Origin of the sequence: Propioniciclava sp. MC1683 (genome assembly GCF_014164675.1) — a bacterium.
Lineage (GTDB): Bacteria > Actinomycetota > Actinomycetes > Propionibacteriales > Propionibacteriaceae > Propioniciclava.
The window spans coordinates 50578-72582 of record NZ_JACJFX010000012.1; the positions used below are offsets into that span (position 1 = coordinate 50578).

21 protein-coding genes are annotated in these 22005 nt (G+C 66.5%); 20 read left to right on the forward strand and 1 reads right to left on the reverse strand.

The window, feature by feature from the left end; all coding sequences use genetic code 11:
- The first annotated feature begins 43 nt into the window (after positions 1-43).
- The 14 genes from H5397_RS09215 to H5397_RS09280 all read left to right on the forward strand — a co-directional run bounded on the left by H5397_RS09215 (position 44) and on the right by H5397_RS09280 (position 12488).
- Entirely contained in the window at positions 44-1018 is a 975-nt protein-coding gene (locus H5397_RS09215; protein ID WP_182816813.1) for a ParA family protein, read from the forward strand.
- A 236-nt stretch (positions 1019-1254) separates the two neighbouring features.
- Positions 1255-1599, forward strand: a complete 345-nt coding sequence (locus H5397_RS09220) for a hypothetical protein (protein WP_182816815.1) — start codon at positions 1255-1257, stop codon at positions 1597-1599.
- 221 nt (positions 1600-1820) lie between these two features.
- Entirely contained in the window at positions 1821-2300 is a 480-nt protein-coding gene (locus tag H5397_RS09225; protein WP_182816817.1) for an SAF domain-containing protein, read from the forward strand.
- A gap of 2 nt (positions 2301-2302) precedes the next feature.
- Positions 2303-3091 (forward strand): hypothetical protein, encoded by a 789-nt coding sequence (locus tag H5397_RS09230; RefSeq protein ID WP_182816819.1) that lies wholly within the window; start codon positions 2303-2305, stop codon positions 3089-3091.
- Between the two features lie 239 nt (positions 3092-3330).
- Positions 3331-4629, forward strand: a complete 1299-nt coding sequence (locus H5397_RS09235) for a CpaF family protein (RefSeq protein ID WP_220492151.1) — start codon at positions 3331-3333, stop codon at positions 4627-4629.
- On the forward strand, positions 4626-5480 hold the full coding sequence (locus H5397_RS09240; RefSeq protein ID WP_182816823.1) for a type II secretion system F family protein: 855 nt from the start codon (positions 4626-4628) through the stop codon (positions 5478-5480). Before H5397_RS09235 ends, H5397_RS09240 begins: the two co-directional genes overlap by 4 nt.
- Before the next feature lie 4 nt (positions 5481-5484).
- Positions 5485-6390 carry a type II secretion system F family protein gene (locus H5397_RS09245; protein WP_182816824.1) on the forward strand — a complete coding sequence of 302 codons (906 nt, stop codon included), beginning with the start codon at positions 5485-5487 and terminating at the stop codon, positions 6388-6390.
- Positions 6391-6520: 130 nt separating this feature from the next.
- Positions 6521-6712, forward strand: a complete 192-nt coding sequence (locus H5397_RS09250) for a hypothetical protein (RefSeq protein WP_182816826.1) — start codon at positions 6521-6523, stop codon at positions 6710-6712.
- A gap of 54 nt (positions 6713-6766) precedes the next feature.
- Positions 6767-7177: a TadE family protein gene (locus tag H5397_RS09255; RefSeq protein ID WP_182816828.1), complete on the forward strand. Its 411-nt coding sequence runs from the start codon at positions 6767-6769 to the stop codon at positions 7175-7177.
- Positions 7174-7602 carry a TadE/TadG family type IV pilus assembly protein gene (locus tag H5397_RS09260; RefSeq protein ID WP_182816830.1) on the forward strand — a complete coding sequence of 143 codons (429 nt, stop codon included), beginning with the start codon at positions 7174-7176 and terminating at the stop codon, positions 7600-7602. The genes H5397_RS09255 and H5397_RS09260 overlap by 4 nt, the downstream gene beginning before the upstream one ends.
- Positions 7603-7640: 38 nt before the next feature.
- A complete protein-coding gene (locus H5397_RS09265; RefSeq protein WP_182816831.1) occupies positions 7641-8015 on the forward strand; it encodes a TadE family protein in 375 nt (124 codons plus the stop codon).
- Complete coding sequence (locus tag H5397_RS09270; RefSeq protein ID WP_182816833.1) at positions 8012-11044, forward strand: BTAD domain-containing putative transcriptional regulator; 3033 nt, start codon at positions 8012-8014, stop codon at positions 11042-11044. Before H5397_RS09265 ends, H5397_RS09270 begins: the two co-directional genes overlap by 4 nt.
- Before the next feature lie 32 nt (positions 11045-11076).
- Positions 11077-11610 (forward strand): hypothetical protein, encoded by a 534-nt coding sequence (locus H5397_RS09275; RefSeq protein ID WP_182816835.1) that lies wholly within the window; start codon positions 11077-11079, stop codon positions 11608-11610.
- A 278-nt stretch (positions 11611-11888) separates the two neighbouring features.
- Positions 11889-12488, forward strand: a complete 600-nt coding sequence (locus tag H5397_RS09280) for a hypothetical protein (RefSeq protein ID WP_220492152.1) — start codon at positions 11889-11891, stop codon at positions 12486-12488.
- 7 nt (positions 12489-12495) lie between these two features.
- Here H5397_RS09280 and H5397_RS09285 read toward each other — a convergent pair whose 3' ends face one another.
- Complete coding sequence (locus tag H5397_RS09285; protein WP_182816840.1) at positions 12496-13299, reverse strand: sigma-70 family RNA polymerase sigma factor; 804 nt, start codon at positions 13297-13299, stop codon at positions 12496-12498.
- A gap of 352 nt (positions 13300-13651) precedes the next feature.
- Between H5397_RS09285 and H5397_RS18845 the strand changes: the two genes are divergently transcribed.
- The 6 genes from H5397_RS18845 (at position 13652) to H5397_RS09315 (ending at position 21981) form a co-directional block, all read left to right on the forward strand.
- Complete coding sequence (locus H5397_RS18845; RefSeq protein WP_182816842.1) at positions 13652-14710, forward strand: conjugal transfer protein; 1059 nt, start codon at positions 13652-13654, stop codon at positions 14708-14710.
- Between the two features lie 19 nt (positions 14711-14729).
- Positions 14730-15044 carry a hypothetical protein gene (locus tag H5397_RS09295; RefSeq protein WP_182816843.1) on the forward strand — a complete coding sequence of 105 codons (315 nt, stop codon included), beginning with the start codon at positions 14730-14732 and terminating at the stop codon, positions 15042-15044.
- Between the two features lie 19 nt (positions 15045-15063).
- Positions 15064-15606, forward strand: coding sequence for a hypothetical protein (locus H5397_RS09300; RefSeq protein ID WP_182816845.1), 543 nt, complete (start codon positions 15064-15066; stop codon positions 15604-15606).
- 482 nt (positions 15607-16088) lie between these two features.
- A complete protein-coding gene (locus tag H5397_RS18850) occupies positions 16089-18176 on the forward strand; it encodes an ATP-binding protein (protein ID WP_220492153.1) in 2088 nt (695 codons plus the stop codon).
- Complete coding sequence (locus H5397_RS09310) at positions 18173-20335, forward strand: integral membrane sensor protein (RefSeq protein ID WP_182816849.1); 2163 nt, start codon at positions 18173-18175, stop codon at positions 20333-20335. The genes H5397_RS18850 and H5397_RS09310 overlap by 4 nt, the downstream gene beginning before the upstream one ends.
- On the forward strand, positions 20335-21981 hold the full coding sequence (locus H5397_RS09315; protein WP_182816851.1) for a M23 family metallopeptidase: 1647 nt from the start codon (positions 20335-20337) through the stop codon (positions 21979-21981). Before H5397_RS09310 ends, H5397_RS09315 begins: the two co-directional genes overlap by 1 nt.
- Positions 21982-22005: the final 24 nt, after the last annotated feature.

The window sequence follows — 22005 nt, forward strand, 5'->3', positions numbered from 1 at the left end:
GGCCGTGATCCACCCCGACTTGTCCTAACGTCTTGCCACGAAGGTGTCACAACAGCGTCACAGCGCGACACCTGTTCTTGACCAGAGCACAACGGATCATCCTGAAAGAGGCGACATGAGCGAGGCGAAGCCGGACCCTCGACTCGACCGAGTCATGGCATTGGCCAACTGGAAGGGCGGGGTCGGCAAGACGACCCTGACCGCGAACATGGGGCACACCCTGGCGAACGGCGGTGCGCGCATCCTGCTGGTCGACCTCGACCTGTCGGGCAACCTCGCTCTTGATCTGGGCCTCATCCAGCACCCCGAGCAGGACGCCGGAGCCGGCCTGATGGCCGCGATCCGCGACGGCGAGGCCCTGCACCCGATCAAGGGTGTGCGTCCCGGCCTGGATTGGATACCTGGGGGGATGGAGCTCCGCGGGATCGGCCGTCTGGATCCTGAGGTGGCGATCGCCAACTTCCGGGAACAGATCGCTGCTGCGGCCCAGGCGGGCGACTACGACCTAGTGATGCTGGATTGCCCGCCCAACCACCCGGAGATCATCGAGATGGCGTTCGGGGCAGCGCGCTACATCTTGGTGCCGTCCAAGAGCGACCCGGCGAGCTGGGACGGCATCGCCAAGCTCGGCCCGTTCGTGCACCAAGCCAGGGCGATCAATCCGAAGCTCACCTGGTTGGGCATCGTGATCTTCGACGTGGACACCCAAGCGACCAGCGTTCTAGCCAGCGTGCGGTCGAGCCTGAGCCACTACGGTATGCCGATCCTCACCGCGCCGGTCCGTCACTCGGCCCGCGGGGCGCATTTCACCCGGGCGCGTGGCCAGCTACTGGGGGAGTTCGCCAACGGGAGCAAGGACACGATCAGGGCGCTTCGGATGCGTCGGAGCGACCCGACCGTGGAGATCCCCGTCAGCGGGGGCGAGACGGCCAAGTCCCTGCAGGAGGACTACGAGCACATCGCGGGTGAGGTCATCCAACTCATCACCCAGCATGAGGATCGGGAGGCGATGGCATGAGCACCCAGCCGCAGCCGTACGCCTTCCCGTCAGGAGTCCTAGGGCTTGAACCCGAGCCTCCCACCACGAGCCCTGTGGCGCCTGTCGAGGCCGCAGAGAGGCCCAAGTTCCGGCCTCGACGGACAACCCAGGACACAGCGCCGGTCGGGACCATCGCCGCGGTCCCGGCGCAAGCCATGCCCTCCGGCAAGCGATTGCCGACCAGCACGTGGTTGCCCTCAAGGCTGGCCTCGCAGGTGCGCGAGGAGTACGAGAGCCGGGGGATCGGCGCCGGCCAGCTGTTCAAGGAAGCCATCGAGTTCGGCAAGGACAAGATTCCGGGCCTCCTGAAGAAGTCGAAGCGCCGCCAACAGCAGACCACCGAGGATTCGGGCGGCCTGTTCGCTGCTGCCACACCAGTACCCGCGCGGCCACGGGCTTTCGACGAACCGACCGAGACGCTCACATACCGGATGTCCAAGGCCGATCAGCAGATCCTCGATGAGCTTGTCTCCAAGTGGGGGGCGATATCTCGAGGGCACCTGATCGGGTGCGCATTGGATCATTACTTCACCCACCGCCCAGACAAGTCCAAGGAGTAGACCCCAAGATGGCCCAACCCACCCCCACCGCAACGACGAACGACCAGCAGGCTTCCCAGACGGCACCGCCGGCAGATTCGGCCAGTGTGCACGTCCCGGCGCCCCCCAAGACGCGCCGTCGGCCGCTGCTGATCGTTCTCTCCGTCGTCCTGATCGCTCTCGGATCGCTCTTGGCCGCGTTCTTGGTGACGTTGAACCAGCGGACCGTCAGCGTGGTTGCGGTGAGCCAGGACATCATCCGCGGCGACGTCATCAGCGCCAACGTGCTGCAGGCGGTCGAAGTCCCTCCGAACTCCGCCCTGCAGACCATCCCGGCCTCCGACATCCAGCAGCTGGTCGGCAAGCGAGCTGCTCTGGACATCCATGCCGGCGGCCTGGTGTCCCCGGGATCTGTCGCCGAGGTTCCCTTCCCCGGCGACGGGCGCTCGGTGGTGGGCATGAGCCTCAAGGCAGGCCAGCTGCCGACCGTGCGCAGCCTTAAGGCAGGCGACAAGGTCCTGGTCGTCTACACCCCTCGGGCCCAGGACGAGCTGGGGGAGAGCACGGGCGGTCGCCAGATCCAGGCCGAGGTGGTCGGGATCCGTGAGGTGCCGGACACCAGCGATGTCGTGCTCGACGTGACCGTGGCCTCCAACCAAGCCGCAGAGTTGGCCGACATCATCGCCACCCAGCGGGTCGCGGTCATCCTCCAGGGGGCGTGAGCATGTTGATCTCCCTCGTCTCCGCCGCAGGCGCCCCTGGTGTCAGCACCACTGCCTTGGCCATGGCATTTGCCTGGTCCCGTCCCACCCTGCTCATCGACGCCGATCCCAGCGGAGCTACGACCTTCCAGGCGGGATACCTGCGAGGACAAGTGACCCGTGACAAGTCGATCTTGGACTTGGCCATCGCCCATCGCCAGCATCGGCTGGATGAGGTGCTGTTCGGGATCAGCATCGACCTGCCCGACAGCACGGTGAAGCTCATCCCCGGTATCCACACGCCGGCACAGGCCCGATCTCTCGGGCCTGTGTGGCCCGATCTGGCCCGTCACCTGCAGGACCTCGAGTCCAAGGGCATGGACGTCATCGTCGACGCGGGCCGGCTCGGCATGGCCGAGCATCCCCACCCCCTCATCGCAGCCTCAGACCTGGTCCTGCTTGTCACGCGCAGCCACCTGCCGGGGCTGTCTGCTGGCGCGGCGTGGGCCGGCGTCTTGCGCGAGGAGTTCACCCAGCGGGGGATCACCGACCGTGTCGGAGTGCTGATCGTTGGGCCGGACCGTCCCTACACCGCTCGGGAGATCGAGTCCGCGTTCGGGCTGCCCGTCGTGTCCACCATGGCCTGGGACCCGGTCAACGCCGAGGTGTTCTCTCTGGGCAACCCGCCCTCGCGGAAGTTCGACAAGAGCCTGATCAACCAGAGCGCCCGCGCGGCAAGCCAGACCATCTCCAACCGGATCATGACGTCGAGGTCTGCCCTCGACACGAACACCCCCCTGGGAGCACTGTGACCACCACCCCCCGCCCCGATCTCAACTCTCTGCCGCTGCTGCGCAAGCCCGAGGTATCCCCGGTGATGGCTCGGCTTGCAGGGATGTCGACCGATGCGCCACCCAGCAGGGACGTCCCCGCGGCCAGCTGGGTTCCGCGAGCTGTCGAGCACCTGACCACCAGCCCCTCGCGTCGGCGTCACAGTGACGACTATGGCGGTGAGATCGATTGGACCGTCGTGGCCCAGTTCCGTGGCCAGGTGTCAGCTCGGCTCACCGAGATCTCCGCCGCCGAGAACCTCACGGCCGCAGAGCAGCGTGAACGTGGCGCCCAGATCATCAAGGACCTGCTCGACGAAGACGCGCGTGTAGCGCTGAACGCCGGAACCTCCGTGCGTGATGTCGACCAGGAAGAGCGCATGGCTGAGGCCATCTTCGATGCGGTGTTCCGGCTCGGCCGGTTCCAGCCCTTCCTCGAGGACGAGCGCGTCGAGAACATCGAGGTGTACGGCTGCGACAGCGTGCTCCTGGAGGATCAGGACGGCCGCCTGCGTGAGGGTCCGCCGGTTGCCGAGACCGATCGTGAGCTGGAGGAGTTTCTGGCCTTCATCGGGTCCCGCTCCGAGGCCAATGCGCGCGCGTTCAGCGAGGCCAACCCCCGGCTGCACCTGCGCCTCGACAGCGGCGAGCGGTTGGCCGCGGTGTCCTGGGTCACTCCCCGCCCACAGGTCGTCATCCGTCGTCATCGGCTGCGCGAGGTCACGTTGGCTGACCTCATCGAGCGGGGCACGGTGTCCCCGGTGCAAGCCAACTTCCTGGCAGCCGCCATCCGCGCGCAGAAGTCCATCGTCGTGGTGGGGGAGCAGGGAGCCGGCAAGACCACCCTCGTTCGGGCCTTGTGCGCAGAGATCCCTCCTCTGGAACGCATCGCCACGTTCGAGACCGAGTACGAGCTGCACCTGCACGAGCTCACCAATCGACACAAGCGCGTCCTGGCGTTCGAGTCCAGGCCGGGGACGGGCGAGCGAGGCATCGACGGTCGGCAGGCTGGCGAGATCACCCTGTCGGACCTCATCATCGACAGCTTCCGGTTCAACATCAGCCGCCTCATCGTGGGTGAGGTGCGAGGACCGGAGGTCTTCGCCATGGTCAAGGCGATGCAGTCCGGAACAGGCTCCATCTCCACCACCCACGCGAAGAACGCACGCATGGGGATCGAGAAGCTGGTCACCTGCGCCATGGAGGCAGGAAGCCACGTCACCCACGACTACGCCGTGCGTGCTGTCGCCAGCGGCATCGACCTGATCGTCTACGTCGAGCTCGAGACCTCCTCGAAGACCTCCGAGGCCAGCGAGGAGATCTACCGCCGTCGGTACGTCTCCGAGATCATGGGGGTCGAGCTGGGCGGCGACAGCAGCGGCGGCTACCAGGTCACCGACATCTTCGTCCCGAACCCCGAAGGTGGGCCCGGGCGAGCGACGAACCTGCCACACGACCATGCAGCTCTGGAGCGCTACGGGTTCAACGCCGCCGCATTCAACAGGGAGGCCGGCAAGTGAGCCCCGCAGTGCTCGCGGCGCTGGCGACCGCACTCGTCCTCTCTGGGATCCTCGTTGCCATCTTGGGCTTCCGGCGCGTCCCCGTCGACGAGACCTCTCCCCGGAATCGTCCAGCACGCCAACGTACCGCCGCCCAGAACCGCCGCTTGGTCACCCTGGCGGTGGGTGCCGGGGTTGGTGTCCTGCTGGCCATCCTGACGGGGTGGATCGTCTCGATCATCATCGTGCCGATCGCAGCTGTCGGGATCCCGTACCTGCTGGGCTCTGGTGATGCTGAGCAGAGCATCGACCGCCTCGAGGCCATGGAGGAGTGGACGCGCAGTCTCGCCGGCGTCCTGGTGGCCGGCGTCAGCTTGGAGCAGGCCATGATCAGCACCTTGAAGTCCACCAAGGCGCCCATCAGGCCTGAGGTCCAAAAGCTCGTCGCCCGACTGAACAGTCGCATGCCCACCGAGCAGGCCCTGCTCCTGTTCGCAGACGAACTCAACGACGTCACCGGCGACAAGATCTGCGCTGCCCTCATCCTCGGGGCCCAGCGCCGCACTGGCATCGCCACCCTGCTCGAGGACCTCGCCAAGTCCGTGGCCGAGGAGGTGCGCGGCCGCCGCGTCATCGAAGCCGATCGAGCCAAGCCCCGCACCACGGCGCGCTGGGTCACCATCGTCACCTTGGTGATGCTCACAGCGCTCTTCTTCTCAGGCAGCTACGTGGCCCCATACGGAACCCCTCTGGGGCAGGCCGTGCTCGTCAGCCTGCTGGCCGCCTTCGCTGGTGTCCTCCTCTGGATGAAGCGCATGACCGTTGCCAAGCCCATGCCCAGGTTCCTGGGCGCAACCGCGAGGAGCCGTTGATCGTATGACCATCCTGCAGCTCGCGATCCTCGCCGGCGCCCTCGTCGGCCTGGGTGTCTCCTTGGCAATCGTCCGGCTCGTGCCCGCCCGGCCCGACCTGGCCGCCTACCTCAAGACCTACTCCCCGACGGTCACCGCCAACGCTGAGGCCACAACCCGCGTCGACGGAACCGGCGACCTCCGCGACCGCCTCGGCTGGTGGGTGATGAACCAAGTTCCTCTCAGCATCTTCAAGGTGCCCACCAAGGAACTGGCCATCCTTCGCATGCCCGTGCACCGCTTCTTCGCCGACAAGGTCCTGTTCGGTCTCCTGGGCATGGTCTTCCCCACGGTGATGTACGCGGTCGTCTACGTGATCGGTGTCCAACTTCCCTTCTACATCCCCATCGGAGCGTCCCTGCTGGCGGGTGCGGTGACCAGCTTCCTTCCCGACATCAACGTCCGCCAGGACGCCAACGTGGCCCGCGCTGAGTTCGCCCACGCGCTGGGCGCCTACGTCGACCTGCTCGCACTCGAGCGGTCCAGCGGAGCCGGCCAGCGCCAGGCCATGGAATCGGCCGCTGAGGTGGGTGACTCGTGGGTGTTCAAGCGCATCGGTGAAGAACTGCGGCGCTCGCGCTGGTCGGGAGTAGCCCCGTGGAACAGCCTCAAGGCGCTCGCCGACGAGCTGGAGCTGCCCGACCTCCACGACGTCGCAGACATCATGAGGCTCTCTGGTGAAGATGGCGCCGCGGTCGTGGACACCCTCCGCGCTCGCGCAGCCTCCATGAGGTCTGCCCTGCAGGCCAAGGAGATCGCCCTGGCCAACACCGTGGTGGAGCGCATGTCCATCCCCGCCAGCTTGCTGTTCGGCGTCTACGTGCTGCTCCTGATTGCCCCGGTCGGTCTCAGGATCCTGCTCGGGATGTGAAAGGGCGCTGCGAACTGGACAAGAAATCTAGACTGACGAGCAACGTTGACCGACCCGCGGTCACAATGACCCCCCCCAACAACACCTGTTCTCAGTAACGGGTGACCTACCCCAAGTGAAAGGAACCCCCATGTTCGAGACCTTCCAGATCCTGTCTTCCGTCCTGCTGGGCAAGATCGACGGGCTCAAGACCCGTGACGAGCGCGGCTCGGTCACCCTCGAGCAGGCCATCGTCACCGGCCTCCTGTCGATCCTGGCCGTCGCCCTCTTGGCCGCGATCGGTGTCGCCGTCGTTGCCGCCCAGAACCGGATCACCACCTGAGCCCATCAGCAGTAGACCGTCGCTCCCACACCCCCAACAGGAAGCTCCAAGCTCATGCTCAGCCAGTCGAACCGCGTTCCCCGTCACAAGGACAAGCCTGATGGGGAGCGCGGTTCGGTCGCTTTGGAGCTGGCCCTGGTCTTCCCCGTCGTCATGCTGATGCTGTTCGGGATGGTCCAGGGCGGCATCTACTTCTACGCGCGCAACGTAGCCATGGCTGCAGCCCAGGAAGGCGCACGAGCCGCAGCGGGGGAGAACGGCTCATCCGGGGCCGGCCAGACCGCAGCGGTGAGTTTCGCCAACCGCGTTGGAGGTGGCATGGTCTCCAACGTCTCCGCCACCGCCAGCAGGGGCACATCGGCCTCCGTGACCGTCACCTGCACCACGCACAGCCTCGTCCCCGGCCTGGACAGCTTCACGGTCCGCCAATCCGCATCCCTCCCGGTGGAGAGGATCACAGCATGAGGTCGCTTCGCAGCTCCCGCGGTTCGACCACCCTCGAACTCGCCATCATCACCCCCGCTGCCCTTGGGATCGGCGCGCTGATCCTGTTGGGAGGCCGCATCGCCATCGCCCAACAGGCCGTCGAAGCGGCCGCGAACGATGCCGCTCGCTCGGCATCCATCGCCCGCACCGCCGGCGCCGCCCACGGCGCCGCCACCTCGGCGGCCAACAGCAGCCTGAACAACCAAGGGCTCAACTGCACCAGCAAGAGCGTGAACGTGGATGTCAGCGGTTTCTCCCGCCCTCTCGGGGCCCCCGCTACCGTCAGCGCCGAGATCACGTGTCGAGTCAACCTGTCCGACATCGCGCTCCCTGGACTGCCTGGCAGCCTCACCGTGGGTGGCAAAGCCATGAGCCCCATCGATCAGTACAGGGAGCGCCGATGAAGACCCTCGCTGGAATCACCCGATCAGATCGAGGGTCCATGGCCCTGTGGTTCGCGATCGTCATCGCAGCACTGCTGATGGTGGTCGGATTCGTCGTGGACACCGGCGGCCGGATCCGCGCCACCCAGCAGGCCGATCAAGTAGCACGCGAAGCCGCCCGTCAGGCCGGCCAAGCCCTGGACGCGCAAGCCATCCGCGGGACGGGTGTCTCCGTCAACCCTGCAACTGGTCGAGCCGCAGCACAGAGCTATCTTGCGGCCGCCGGCGTAACCGGCAATGTCTCGTTCTCCGGCACGACGGTTCGCGTCACCACCGAGGTTCCCTACCAGCCAACCTTCCTCCCCTTCGGGGGATCGGTCCGTGGCGAAGGTGAGGCCCGCACCGTCCGCGTCATGGGAGGTACGGAACGATGACCATCCTGCGTCGACTCGCCCTGGGCATCAGCTCGTTGGCCGCACTACTGATCCTCGTCCTCGGAATCCCCTGGGCTCTCCTGGTCGCTGGAGTCGCCCCGTTCGCCCACGGCCTCCCCACATGGGACGAGTTCGTCTACGCGCTCACCTCCCGCGACAACGGCACCTTCATCCTGGGCCTGTTCACCGTGGTCGCGTGGGTGGGTTGGGCCATCTTGATGGTGGCGCTTCTCCTCGAGGTCGTCGCACGTGTCCGCCGCGTTCAGGCACCCCGGATGCCGGGCTTCGGCTTGCCTCAGCTCGCGGCCAAGCACCTCATCAGTGGCGTCCTCCTGCTCTTCATGGCACCTGGGCTGGCGCACGCGGCGCCCACAGAATCGCCGACGCCAGTGACCCAAACGGCAGCTGCTACCTACGCGCAGGCCACCCCCGAGACACCCCCGACGCCGGTCGTCGACGACTCCTCCGCAGAGTCGGACACCGTCATGGTGAAGAAGGGCGATTCCCTCTGGGAGATCGCCGACAACGAACTCGGCGATGGAAACCGATGGCCGGAGCTGTTCGCAGCATCCCGGGACACGGACCAGGGCGGGGGAGCGCACATCACCAACCCCGACCTCATCTACCCCGGATGGACGATCACTCTCCCCACAACCGAGACCTCCGAGACGGTGGCTCCCGCGCCCCAGGACACGCTCACAGAAGCAACGCCGACGGCTACACCTGACGCCGATGCCGACCAGGGTGCTCCGCAGGACGACGAGCAGAGCACCCAAACGCAGGTGGCTTCCCCTGCGACTGCCGCAGCGTCTCCGGAGGCTGCACCGGCCACGGTGGCTCCCCCCACCAGTCAGAACACGAGCGTCCAGGAGCACGTCCAGCAGGCACCGGCCGAGGCTGACGATCCGATTCCGGTCAGGACCGTGTTCGGTGTCGGGGCCCTCCTCGCTGCCGGTGTCGTCACGCTGCTGGGCGCGCGCCGCCGGATGCAGCACCGTCGCCGCGCCTTCGGGAACCACATCACCCTGCCGACGGGAGCCGATGCGGCGGTAGAGCAAGCGGTGCGCGCCGTTGCCGACCCGCTGGCCTTGGATGACATCGACCAAGCACTTCGCGCGCTCTCGCGAGACTGCGCGGCAGCGGGGGAGCCACTTCCCACGCTGCGCGCAGCACGTCTGACTCCGGCGCAGCTCGAGCTCTATCTCGCTGAGCCACACCAGCTCCCAAGCCCTTGGCAGAGCACCGCGGACTCGACTGTGTGGTTCTACGAGCCTGACTCGACCGACAAGCTCGACGAGGCTGACTTGGAGAGCATCCCCGCCCCATACCCGGCCTTGGTCACGCTGGGCCAAGATGCCGAGGATGGTCACGTCCTCGTGGACCTGGAATACCTGGGTGCCCTCGCACTGGTTGGGGAACAGGACGTGTCCAGCGAGATCCTCGCGGCCATCGCCATCGAGCTGGCTGTCAGTCGATGGGCCGACGACATCACCATCACCCTCGTGGGTGCCTACAGCGAGATGGAGGACTCCCTCCGGACAGGCCGACTCCGCTACCTCCCCAGTGTCGAGCGTCTCATCGACGCCCTCGAGGCACGCAGTCTGCAGGACCACGCAGCCCTGGCCAGTGCCGGAGCCGAGTCCCTCCAAGAAGCGCGAGTTCGGGGAGTCGCACCCGATGCATGGACTCCCGAGATCATCATGATCACCGGCGACCTGACACCCCGACAGCGCAACCGCATCGCCACCTTGCTTGAGACGATGCCGCGCCTGGCGGTCGCCTTCGTGACCACATCCGGTGACCAGCTCACGGACTGGAGCCTGGAGATCAACGACGCCGACCACGCTGTGTTGAGGCCCTTCGGACTCACCATCCAGCCCCAACGAGTCACGCACGAAGCGTACGAACGGATCCTCTCCGTCTTGTCGCTCTCGCAGGACACCCAAGGCACCCCCATCGTCGTCGAGGAGCCGGACGCCGTCGAGGAGCCGGACGCCGTCGAGGAGCCGGACGCCGTCGAGGAGCCGGACGCCGTCGAGGAGCCGGACGCCGTCGAGGAGCCGGACGCCGTCGAGGAGCCGGACGCCGTCGAGGAGCCGGACGCCGTCGAGGAGCCGGACGCCGTCGAGGAGCCGGACGCCGTCGAGGAGCCGGACGCCGTCGAGGAGTTCGTCCCTGCTTTGTCTGCTACAGCTGCCCTCAAGGAGGACCGGACCATGCTGTCCGAGCGGCTCGGGGCCCACCAACATCCCTACCTGCGCGTTCTGGGGCCGGTGGAACTCCACCATGCTCAGGGGACCGTTGATCCCCGTCGAGTCGGTCGGCTCACTGAATACCTCGCGTTCCTCCTGCTCACCCCCGGAGCCACCTACAGCGCCATCGACGAGGCCATCTGGCCAGGACGGCCCGCCGACAAGGACACCAACAACAACAACACGCGAGGCACCGCCACGAGCCGTCTACGCCGATGGCTGGGCAAGAACGAGGCTGACGAGGACTATTTCCCGCCCTACAGCAGCTACCGCATCAGCGAAGACGTGCAGACCGACTGGGACGAGTTCACACGTCTAGTGGGATCCAACGTCTCGCAGGCAACGACAGAAGACCTGGAGAAGGCACTAGGCCTCGTCCAGGGACGGCCCTTCAAGGGCGTCCCCGCGCGCCGGTACGCCTGGGCGGAGATGATCCGCCAGCGCATGATCGCCCAGATCTCCGATGCCAGTTACGAACTCGGCCACCGACGCCTGTTCGAGAGCGATTGGCAGGGTGTTGAGGAAGCCGTCACCGTCGGTATTGAGGTGGATCCCGGGACTGAACGTCTGTGGCGCCTGCGAATCCTGGCAGCCCACCAGAGCGGCAACCTCGAGGCATTCCGCGAGGCAGTTGACCGACTGGAAGCGTTTGGCGACGAGCTTGGCATCGGCCTAGACCCAGAGACAGAAGACCTTCTGGCTGCACTGAATGGCGAGATGGCGACCTTCGCCGGCCTGATCAAGAACTTGGACCCTCACCCCATGGAGAACCGATGAACAGGACACACCTTCGCGCCGCGGGATCATTGATGATCGCCCTCCTGGTGGCAGGTTGCGGACCCACGCCAGAGCAGCCCCCCTCCCCTACGCCGACGCCGACCCCGTCATTGACTGCCTCGCCGGAGCCCTCCCCGGTGAAGAGTGCAGAACAGCTGGCGGCCGAGAGCAAGGTGGAGGAGATGAATCGGACCTACTGGTCCGTCATGACGAAGCAAGCTGACCCCAACAACCTGTACGGCGTGATCCGTAATCGCGCTGGCGAAGAGTACGTGGCGTCGTACTTCCGGATGTACTCGACCATGGACGCGCAGATGGGTGGCCGGGCTGAGGGGGAGCGGACAGTAAGCATCCAAGGCTCAGACGTGGCTGAGGATCTGGACGGCCGGTCAACAGTTGAGGTGAGTACCTGTGTGGACGACAGGACCTGGTGGTTCGTCGACAAGGACGGAACGAAGATCCCCGTTGAGCCGGTGGTGAACCCCGTCGTGTTCACAGTGCAGGAGTTCCCCGACGGATGGTTCGTCGTAGGGGAGAGGGACGGTGCTCACACATGCGAGGTCTGATCCGGTGCGCCCTTGCGCTTCTCCTCCTCTTGGCGAGCTGGGGCATCGTGGGCACGAGCCCTGCTCAGGCAGCTGGTGAGGGCTGCTACTACAAGACCATCCGCACGCCCGAGGGACCGAGGCTGGAACTGTATTGCCCCCCACGGCAAGGGGAAGATCCTCCGCCCCGGAAAGACGGTGGCCAAGACAAGTGCTACTACGGAGGCCAGGAGATCCCGTGCGTGAGTGAGCGAGGCATCTTCTATGCCCCCTATGGCTGCTGGCTCACTCACGCACCGGTGGATCCAACCGTCAACCCGCTTGCTCTGGACCTGCTCGCTCAACATGGGGGAGAGGGTGTGGTTTACCTCTGCTACACGGGATCTGGAAGCCCTCTCTACGTCTGGATGGCTGACTCCAACCCGCCTCCCAACCCCGCAGTGCTAGCGGCCCGCGCCGTGGCTCAAATGCAGCTCAGGGCTCCACAGATCGGCATAGTCCCGGAGGCGTCGCCGGGCAGCGTGGGTGTGGTTGGACTGCCGGTCTGGATGTGGGCAGCTGACCCCGGACCGTCGGTGACCGGCCCCAATACCAAGTCAGTATCTGAGCGGGGGTACACGGTGACGGCCACTGCGAAGCTGGACCGACTCGAGTGGAGCATGGGTGATGGGAAGAGCGTCACGTGTCGGACCGCAGGGACCCCGTATACCGACGCGGCTGGCCTGACGGACTCGCCGGACTGTGGGTATCGCTACGAGCAGCAGGGACACCGGACGGTGCAGGTCACCGCCTACTGGTCTGTCAGATGGTCGGGCATAGGCCAGACGGGCACGATGGCGTTCGACTTCTCACGGACCGCGGAGATCTCCATTGGGGAAGTGCAGGTCATCAACCGGTAGCCGTTGCTCAGCAGGCGAGGCCGAGGGTCTGGAGCGGGTTGTCGGCGAGGGCTGCGGTGAGCCGCTGGCGTGCTCGGCTGCAGCGTTTGCGGATGACGTCGGCTGAGACCTTCAAACGGTCAGCGGCCTGCTGGGGCTTCTCCTCGTCCACGTAGATGGAGACCATCAGGTCGGCATCGTCCTGGCTGATGACGGATTGCTTGACGCCCCAGCTGACGACGTCGGCCAAGCGGATCGGCTCGTCGGAGTGGTGGTCATGTTCTCGTGTGGGGTGACGGTCGATGAAGGCGGCTGCATCATCGGAGGGGAACTCCTGGTGGCGCCAGGGTTGCTTCATGGTGCAGCGGTGCAGGGTGTCGAGGGCGAGTTTGACGGGCACAGCGTTGGTGCGTCGGTCGACGGCGTAGTTGGTGATGATGTCCCAGAACTCTGCGACCACGAGCTGCCTGCGGTCCTCGCCCCACAAGGTGTCGGCGTCCCGGGCCGCCATCCTCAGCGCGATGCGTCCGAGCTTGGGAAGCATCAACTGCAGGAGGATGCGGCCGGCGAGGGCCTGCCCCTGCTGGGTGAGCCGGAGCAGCGCCAAGAAGTAGGCGTCCTTCTGGTCAGCCTGGGCTGAGTCGATCGCGTCGACGATCTCGTGGGGGTGATGGAACCCCTCGAGGAGGGGCTCGGAGGTGGCCCATCGCGTCACGGTGTTGCTGGCGCTGGTGGTGCTGTTCAGGGTGATCCACTCTGAGATCAGCTGATGGAACAGGGGCGAGGAGACCTTGCCTGGCATCTGGTGGTGGTAGCGGAACGCGGACTGCATGTCGGCTTCTCCTGGGGGTGCTTGTTTCGGCTTGCTTCCACCTTCGCTAGTGGGTCTTGCCGCATGACTGGCCGCGTCGCCCCCCAGAAAAAAGTTCCTTGCCCGTTCGGTCACAAACCGTGCTCTGGCGCGCACCTGTTCTAGACGTGCACGAATCACGCGGACTTCTGCTGGCACCGATCGCTGAGGCGGCGGGTGCGATCGCTGCACGCCCTTTGACTGTTCGCGCGGGTGCGGAACTCCGCGCGCTCCTTGGTCAAGCCCGTGGCAAGACCACCCCCAGAGCGGGCAGGGGACCGGCCCGCGCCGGCTTCGCGGCACCGGCCCCTGCCCTTCACCACCAGGAGGATTAGTGCGAGTTCTCAGCCAGACCGCACCCGTTGGGGAGAGCTCGGCAATTGCGAGCTTCTTCCGGCGTCGGCCGGCGTCCGCACCGGGTGGCAAGACCCGTGAGCCGATCGCCACCGCGAGTGACCAGGTCAAGACGAACCTGTTGGCCCATGCGTTGAGTGCGGCGCTGACCGGGTGCCTGATCCTGTCGCCGCTCGGTGCGGTGACCGGCGGTTTTGCTCTTTACCAGGTGATCAACACGCCGGCCTCGGACCGCCCTGTCGAGGTTGTGGATCGGGCCAACGAGCGTGCGATCGCCGAAGAGATCGCGAAGACCGTCGTGGTCACGTGGTTGACCACGACCAAGGACAACCCGGAACGCCTCACCGCGTTGGTCAAGGGGGCCGGCGTGACGTCGATGCCCAAGCAGGCTTTCGTGGTTGCGGATCCGTCGATTGCCGGGATCACCGAGGTCAATCAGGACACATGGTCTGTGGTCGTGGCTGCCACCGTGACGGATGCGAGCCAGACCACCGGCCGGAAGTTCTACCAGGTCCCCGTGCAGGTTGTCGGGGGTGGTGGATCCGCGCTCACGTTGCCCGCGGTCGTGGCGGGCCCCAGTGTGGCCGCGTCGTCGTCGATCAACTACCCGCACATGGTGACGCGGCAGAGTGGCGCAGGCCTGGCTGTCGAGCAGTTCCTTGCGGCCTACGTCGCAGGGCAGGGTGACCTGAACCGCTACCTCTCGCCCGGAGTCGTTCTCCAGCCAATCTCACCTGCCCCGTTCACCTCAGTGCAGCTCGTGGATCTCCGCAGCACGACGGAGATCTCCGAGAAGGAAGATCCGAAGGATGGGGACGTCAGCCGGGTCTTGGCCGTCGCCGCGGCCAGCGTCTCGGAGGAGCAGACGGTCCACCTGTCCTATGCACTGACCCTCAACGCGCGTGCTGGACGGTGGGAAGTCGCAGCACTCGATCCCATCCCCGCCCTCGGAAGAAGTACGGCCAGTGCTGCTCCAGCACCGACCACAGCTCCCCGAACTCCCGTCACCCCGACGGGTGCCCCCACCAGTAACCCCTGATTGAAAGGAACGTCCTACCATGCTCGACACCATCGACAGCATCAACTCCTCCGTCCAGTCCTCCGTCCTCGGTTTGGCCATCACCGCGGCGCTCATCGTCATGCTCATCACCGCGGTTGTCACGCGCGGCTCGATCCCCAAGATCTTGGGCGCCGGGCTCGCTGCGGGCATCTTCCTCTGGATCATCTTCAACGTCACCCAGGTCCGTGACCTGGTTGGTAAGGACCTGGATGCGGAGGCCCACATGAGCCGGATCCCCTCGCAGAGCGTTGTCGTTCCCGCTCCGGTATCCGGTCTCGACACCGAGGCCGCCGACACCCCGACCTGGGCCTGATCGGTAAGGGGATCCCACCGTGGCATCAGAGGCCTCGTCGGACGACCGCGTTGAGGTGGTGAAGTGGTACACCCGTGCGCGCAGGTTCCCTCAGCTGATCGGCAAGACAGCGGATGGCACCACAATCTGGGGTGGCCCCTACACCTACACCCAAGCCGGTGTCGGGGCCGCGGTGCTGATTATCGGCAGCCAGACGATTGACTGGTGGGGCCAGTTCGGGTTGCTGGGCAACGCCGGCATCTTGCTCGTGGCCGCCTACGGGTCGGTCCTCTTGGCAGGACAGATCCCCTTCGGGATGCGCAACCCACTGCTCGTTGCCTGGGGGTTCATCGGGGCGATCAGTGCACCGAGCCAGGGCAAGTTCGCTGGCCGTGACGTCCGCCTCAACCGACCCCACGTCGCACGCTCGACCTTGGTGGTTCGCGCAACGCAGCCCATCCCCCCCGAATCCGTGCCACCCGATCCGCCCGAGGCGGTGACCCATCACCCGATGCCAGCGCTGACTGGCGTGCAGCAGCTGCTGGCTGCTGCGGGTGCACCCAACCGAGAGAAGGACTACTGATCAACATGCGCACCCCCACGCGAGACATGGCCGGGAACCTTCGGTGGACCCGCTCTGGGATGGTCTGGGCTGACTGGATCCTCACGGGGCTGCCTTATGGGCTGCGGCCCACCAAGGACAAGGCAGCCGTCAGAGGCCTGCACCAGGCGCTGTTCCGTGCGCTCCCGGGCGAGTCACTGTTGCTGGGGATCCGATGCGGCTTGGATCCCGCGGTCGTTGTCTCGCAGATGCTCGACGACGTTGACTTGGAGGCGTGCCCGGACTGGGTGGCTGAGTGCAACGCCACCTTGGACACCCTGGACCAGATCGGTCCCGGGCAGCGGGTCTACTGGCTGTCGGTGCCCTTGGGGATGGATCGCTCCTCCGATCGCTTTGTGGAGCCGTTCCGTGCCGGTATGGCTGGGCTCAGGGACAGGATGGGCCTGCCACGGAACCCGGTTGCCGAAGAAGACGTTGATCGACGTCTTGCCCAGGCTGCCCAGGTGGCACAGAGCATCCCCGCGCCCTTCGCGCCGCAGCCGGCCACGGTGGCGCAGATGGTCTGGCTCCACCAGCACTCGGTCATGCGCGGGCTCTTCCAGGACTTGGACCTGCCTGACGCTGACGATCTGCTGGCCGAGCAGCTGCTCGTCCCCCGCTCTGGGGCAGCACTCGTGGAGCCCTTCCTCGATGAGGGTGGACAGAGCGACTTCGATGGGCCCACGAGCAGGCTGAACCCGTTGAAGCGCCGGTACTTGAAGGTCAGCGACGCCAGCACGGTGGGGGATGCACCTGCGTCCTACCAGTCGATGATGGTGGTGTCCGCGGTCCCTGACAACGGGATGACCTTTCCCGGATCTGAGGTGATCGGCCGGATCGACGAGTCCGGCGTCGACGTGGACTGGGCCATTCGCCTCTCCATCCGATCGAGCCAGTCCGTCCAGGCCGCGAACCAGCGCGCCCTGCGGAACCTGAATGAGCAGTACGGACAGCGTTCCGGGGAAGTGAGCCACGGCCTCAACATGCTCGATCGAGTGGCAGCCGATCTCGCCGAGTACGTGGAGGTCCTGGAGAGCGACAAGCTCGAGGTCGAAGCCCAAGCGACGATCATCTGCGCCGTCAGCGGTCCGACGCCGGAGTCATCCCGGCTCCAGGCGCAGGCCCTGGCCGGCTGGTTCGGACATCCCGGCTACAAGCTCATCGCACCCTTGGGCTACCAGGAGGAACTGTGGTGGGCCATGCAGCCCGGGGTGGCTGCCACGGCCGCTGTCCGTGAGTTCGCCCAGATCACGACCAGCCGGAACCTGTCTGCACTGATCCCCCTGGCCTCGGTGCGGCTGGGCGACAACAAGGGCTCCGCCCTCGGCCTGAACATCGCCAACGGCCCCCTCCTGGACGTCAACCTGCCCTGTGGCCCCACCTCAGTGGTCCTCCACGACTTGGAGGGTGCCTCCGACAAGAACGTCTCTGGCAGCGCAGCGGTCGCGGGTGAACTCGGCTCCGGCAAGACGGCGACCTTGATGAAGCTCGCCGGTGATGTCGTCGACCGGGGCGGCCAGCTGGTCATCGCCGATCGCACCGACAAGGGTGAGTGGGCGTCGTGGGCCTCCGAACTCACCTCGGCCGTCGTCGTGAACAGCATGGATCCCGAGTGGTCACTGGACCCGCTGCGGGTCTTCGGGCCGAAGCTCGGAGGACGACTCATGCAGAGCTTCCTGACCCCACTGCTCGACGTCAGGCCGACCAGTGAGCGCGGCGTCCTGCTGTCCGACGTCCTTGATCCGGAGTACCTCGAGCGGCACCAGATCCTCTCCTCGGGAGCACTGGTGGAGCATCTCCACGACGACTGCTCGATGCCCGGCGCACTCGAGATGGCGCGCCTGATCCGGGTGTTCGCACGTCGCGATCTGGGCCGGGTGATCTTCGATGAGACGGTGCCGCCCCTGCCGCTGACCACACGGGCCATGGTCATCAGGACGAACGGGCTGCAGCTCCCCTCGCGTGAGGAACTGGAGCACGCCCACCTGTTTGAGCAGATGGGACTGGAGAAGATCTTCGGCCGCGCCTACCACGCCTTGGTGGCAGCGCTCGCCCGGCATGTGTGCTTCGCCGACACCTCGGTCCTGTCCGGCTTCGTGGTGTCCGAGGCACACGCGATGACCATCAGCTTCGAGGGAGAACGCGAGCTCGTCGACCTGATCAGGGATGGCCGCAAGCACCGCGCCGTGGTCCTGCTCGACTCCCACGACCCCGAGGCCGACTTCGGATCACCCACCCTCCGCGGCCTCATCCCCACGCGGATCCTGATGCGGCATCGCGACAAGACCTTGGCCAAGCGAGGCCTCGCCTGGCTGGACCTCGACCCGAACGACGAGGACCTCGTCGAGATGGTGCGGGAGGACACCGCCCCGCTCAGCACCAACGGGGAGACGCCCCTGCACCGACGGGGTGAAGCCACGATGCGCGACATGTCGGGCAACCTCGGCCGGATCAAGATCCTGCTCCCGGCGCGAGAGGAACGAGCAGCCGCCATCACCAAGGGTGGGACGGCGACCGCCCGCACGACCCTCCTCCGGGAGGCCAGCTCGTGAGGACCAAGCTCAAGCACCTGCTCGACAGGTGGCGGGAACGAGCTGCTGGCATCATGACCGCGGTCGCCTTCCTGATGATCGCCTGCGCTCCCCTCGCGCACGCTGACACCGGCACGATCGTGGGACCTCTCGCGTGGATCGAACTGCAGGACACGAGAGGGATCTCGATCTGGCAGCACGACCTCTCGCTCGATCGGGGGACAGGATTCCCCTTCAACCCGGAGAAGTTCTTCTGGTCGGCCGTGACCGACTTCTCATGGAGCTACTACCGCAACTTCGTGGCCCTGGTGCTGTGGTTCCTGGACTGGGTCCTGCGCTTGGAGTGGATGGGGCTCATCGCAGCTCCGCTGCTGGAGATCGGCGACGCCCTGCAGCGCGTGGTCAACGACCTCGGCCTGGTCCCGACCTTCCTGACGATCACGGCCGCCGTGGCCGGCCTGTGGATGCTGCGGGGACGCATGGCAACCGGCCTGTGGGACGTCCTGATCGCCTGCATCATCTCGTCGCTGGCGATCGGCGTGTTCGCCCACCCCGTGCGGATGGTGGCAGGCCCTGACGGCTACATCGTGAACGCGAACCACCTCGGCCAAGAGGTCGTGGCAGCCCTGGCCACTGGAGACGCGAAGGACAAGGATCCCGAAACGCTCCGCCGAGCCCAGACCGGCCAGCTCGTCGACGTCTTCGTCCGCCAGCCCCTGCAGATGATCAACTACGGCAAGGTCGTGGACGGGACGCCGTGTGAGGCGACCTACAACGAGGCCGCACAGGCAGGTCCGTACGGGCCGGCCAGCACCATGCGCGACAAGATCGCAGCCTGCGACAAGGCTCTCGGGGACTACGCGGCAGCACCCAGCGCCAACATGGCAGGATCTGCCCTGATCTTCCAGCCGTCGGGCTTCATCATCCTGCTGCTCGCAGTGCTCCTGGGTGGCTCGGTCCTGGCCGCCAGCGTGTGGGCGATGTACCAGTCCGTCCACGCGATCTGGGCCCTGGTCTCAGGGCTGCTCCCCGGCGGAAGCCGTGGCTCGATCCTGCAGGTGATCGCCGAGGTGTTCGTCTCCCTCGTCATCATCGTCTTCACCAGCGTCTATCTCGGCGTCTTCCTTCTCGTGGTCCAAGCCATGTTCAAGGGAAGCGACAACCCTGCGCGAACCTTCGTACTCGTCGACATCATCCTCGTGGTCGGGATCATCGTCTTCGTCCGTAAACGAGCCCAGTTGAAGGGCATGTCCCAGCGCATCGCCAAGTGGCTGGCCTGGCGCCCCGGAGGCTCCCCGACCCAGATCCCTGACCGGAGGTGGGCACCGAATCCTGTCGGCGCCGCGGTCAGGACCGCAGCGAACCTGGGCCAGCTCGGTGCCCAGATGGCAGGGAACCGCCGCCCCCTCGGCACAGGACAGACCTACGTCGACAACAGACAACAGGCGGTCATCATCGCTTCCGGTCTGGGCACAACCCCGTCCCAGGGGCGTGGGTACGCCTATCAGACACACCCCACCAGCGGCGCATCGTCCTCCGTCGTGGTCCCGGGCGAGGTCGTGGGCGGGGACAGCCTGACACCGCTGGTTGCCGCGAGAAGGGGACCTGAGCTCCCCGGTGGCCCCGAGCGCAGGGAACTTCCGCCTGGACCGGGGGGATCGGACTCCGGAACGGGCGGGGGTGGCCCCAGTCCTACTGGCCCTGGTGGGGGAGCAGGCACGTCGAAGGGCGCCCCCGCGCCACGCCTCACCCGCGCCCAGCGGGCCAAGAAGGTGGGAGCGACGCTCGTCCGTGCAGGGACGAGCGCGGCGGCCTCGTACCTCACCGGCGGAGCCTCGACGGTCGCGCGAGTGGCGACCAAGGCCGGCGGGACTCTACGCACAGCCCGACGTGCAGCCTTGGGCGCCAAGCTGGCGACCGGTCGCAAGCCCTCTGCTCCCCGTGTGGGCAAGTTCACCGTCCCCTCGAACGCGCCGACGACCCCGTCAGCGCGCCCGTCAGCGCGCCCGGCGCCGCAGCCCAAGGCGCCGCAGCCCAAGGCGCCGCAGCCCAAGGCGCCGCAGCCCAAGGCGCCGCAGCCCAAGATGCCCCGCGCGGACGTCGAGCAACTCCAGCAGCGGCTCGCTGACCGTGCCCGCAGCCGGCGATCCGGTACCGGGTCGCTCCGGAAGGATCGATGATGTCCAAGATCATTGGCGGGGTCGCGGCCGCCTTGGCACTGATCGTCATGACAGCGGGTCCTATGGTCATGGGCCTGGTCGCCACCCTCCTGGGTGCGTCCTCCTCGCAAGACCAGAACACCTGCCTGCTCCGGCCACCCATCTCCGGGGCGTGGACGCAGCCGACCCTGGACGCCGACGGGCAGATTGGCTCCCCGTTCGGGATGCGCTTCCACCCCATCTTGAAGATCTGGCGGATGCACAACGGCGTTGACCTGGGTAACGCCCGCGGGACTCCCATCTGGGCGGTCTCGTCCGGAACCGTGACCGCGGCTGTCGATGGATGTGTGGAGGGAGGCTCCTGCAACGGCGGCGCAGGCAACACGGTCGCGATCGACCACGGTGAAGGAGTCACGACCAAGTACCTGCACCTCCTCACGGGCAGCCTCACGGTGCGCGTTGGCGACCAGGTCCAAACAGGGCAGCAGATCGCCACCATGGGCTCCACCGGGCTCTCAACTGCGCCGCACCTCCACTTCGGTGTCCAGGTCTCGGGAACCTACGTCGACCCAGACCTGTTCATGAAGGAACGTGGGGTGAACGTGGCCGCCACCACGATGGAATCGGGCCCCGTCGCGGCCGACCCGCTGCTGTCGACCTCCCCGGAGTCGCCGGCGTCGACCACCCCGGACTCGCTGACCTCCCGCACAAGCACAGGCGTCACGGTGACGTTGTCCCGCCAGCAGCTCGAGGAAGCAGCTGTCACGATCGGTGTCGGCCGGGCTGAGGGCATCTCGCAGCGTGGCATCCAGATCGCCCTGATGACCGAGCTGCAGGAATCGAACCTCGGGGCCCACCCGGGCATCCGCACCCCCAACGCCGACCAGGACGTCGCCAACTTCCAGCAGCGGTCCCTGGTCGGCTGGTACGGACCTCGGATGAGCCAGGCCGAGAACGTGGCTTGGCTGAACAACAGCGAGAATGCCGCACGAACCTTCTTCCGCGGACAGGTCGTCTCGGCCGAGGCTCATGCAGCTGCCCTGAGGCAGGGGGTGACTCCGGCCGGTCCGGTCGGCTACCAGATCCCCGGCTTGATACACATCGCGAACTGGGACTCCCTGCCCATGGGGCGTGCGGCCCAGCTGGTCCAGCGCTCCGCCTTTCCCGACGCCTACGACAAGTGGGCACCGGTGGCCGCTGACATCCTCGCCGTGGTCGACGGGGTCCGGCCCAACGATGAGTGCGGAGACAGCTCCTTCGGCAAGGTCTACCCACCCGGCGAGATGCCCCAGTCCGATCGCTGGGTCGGGTCCGAAGAGCGACTCAGCCCGGCCACCATCTTCGTCAAGCGCGCGGTGGCCGCGTTGTTCCCTCAGATCACCCTCATCGGCGGATGGCGGGCATCCTCGGACATCGCCACCTCCGACCACCCCCACGGGCGGGCCATCGACGTGATGATCGCGGACTACCACGACCCATCCCAGATCGCGCTGGGTGATCGCGTGTCCGACTTCCTGATCGCCAACCACGCCTCGCTGAAGATCAAGTACATCATCTGGCAGCAGAAGATCTGGACCCCCACCAATCCGACCTGGCGCCCCATGGCTGATCGCGGATCCGATGTGGCCAACCACCTCGATCACGTCCACGTGAGCGTGGCCGAGTAGAGAACGGGAGAACCATCGTGCGAA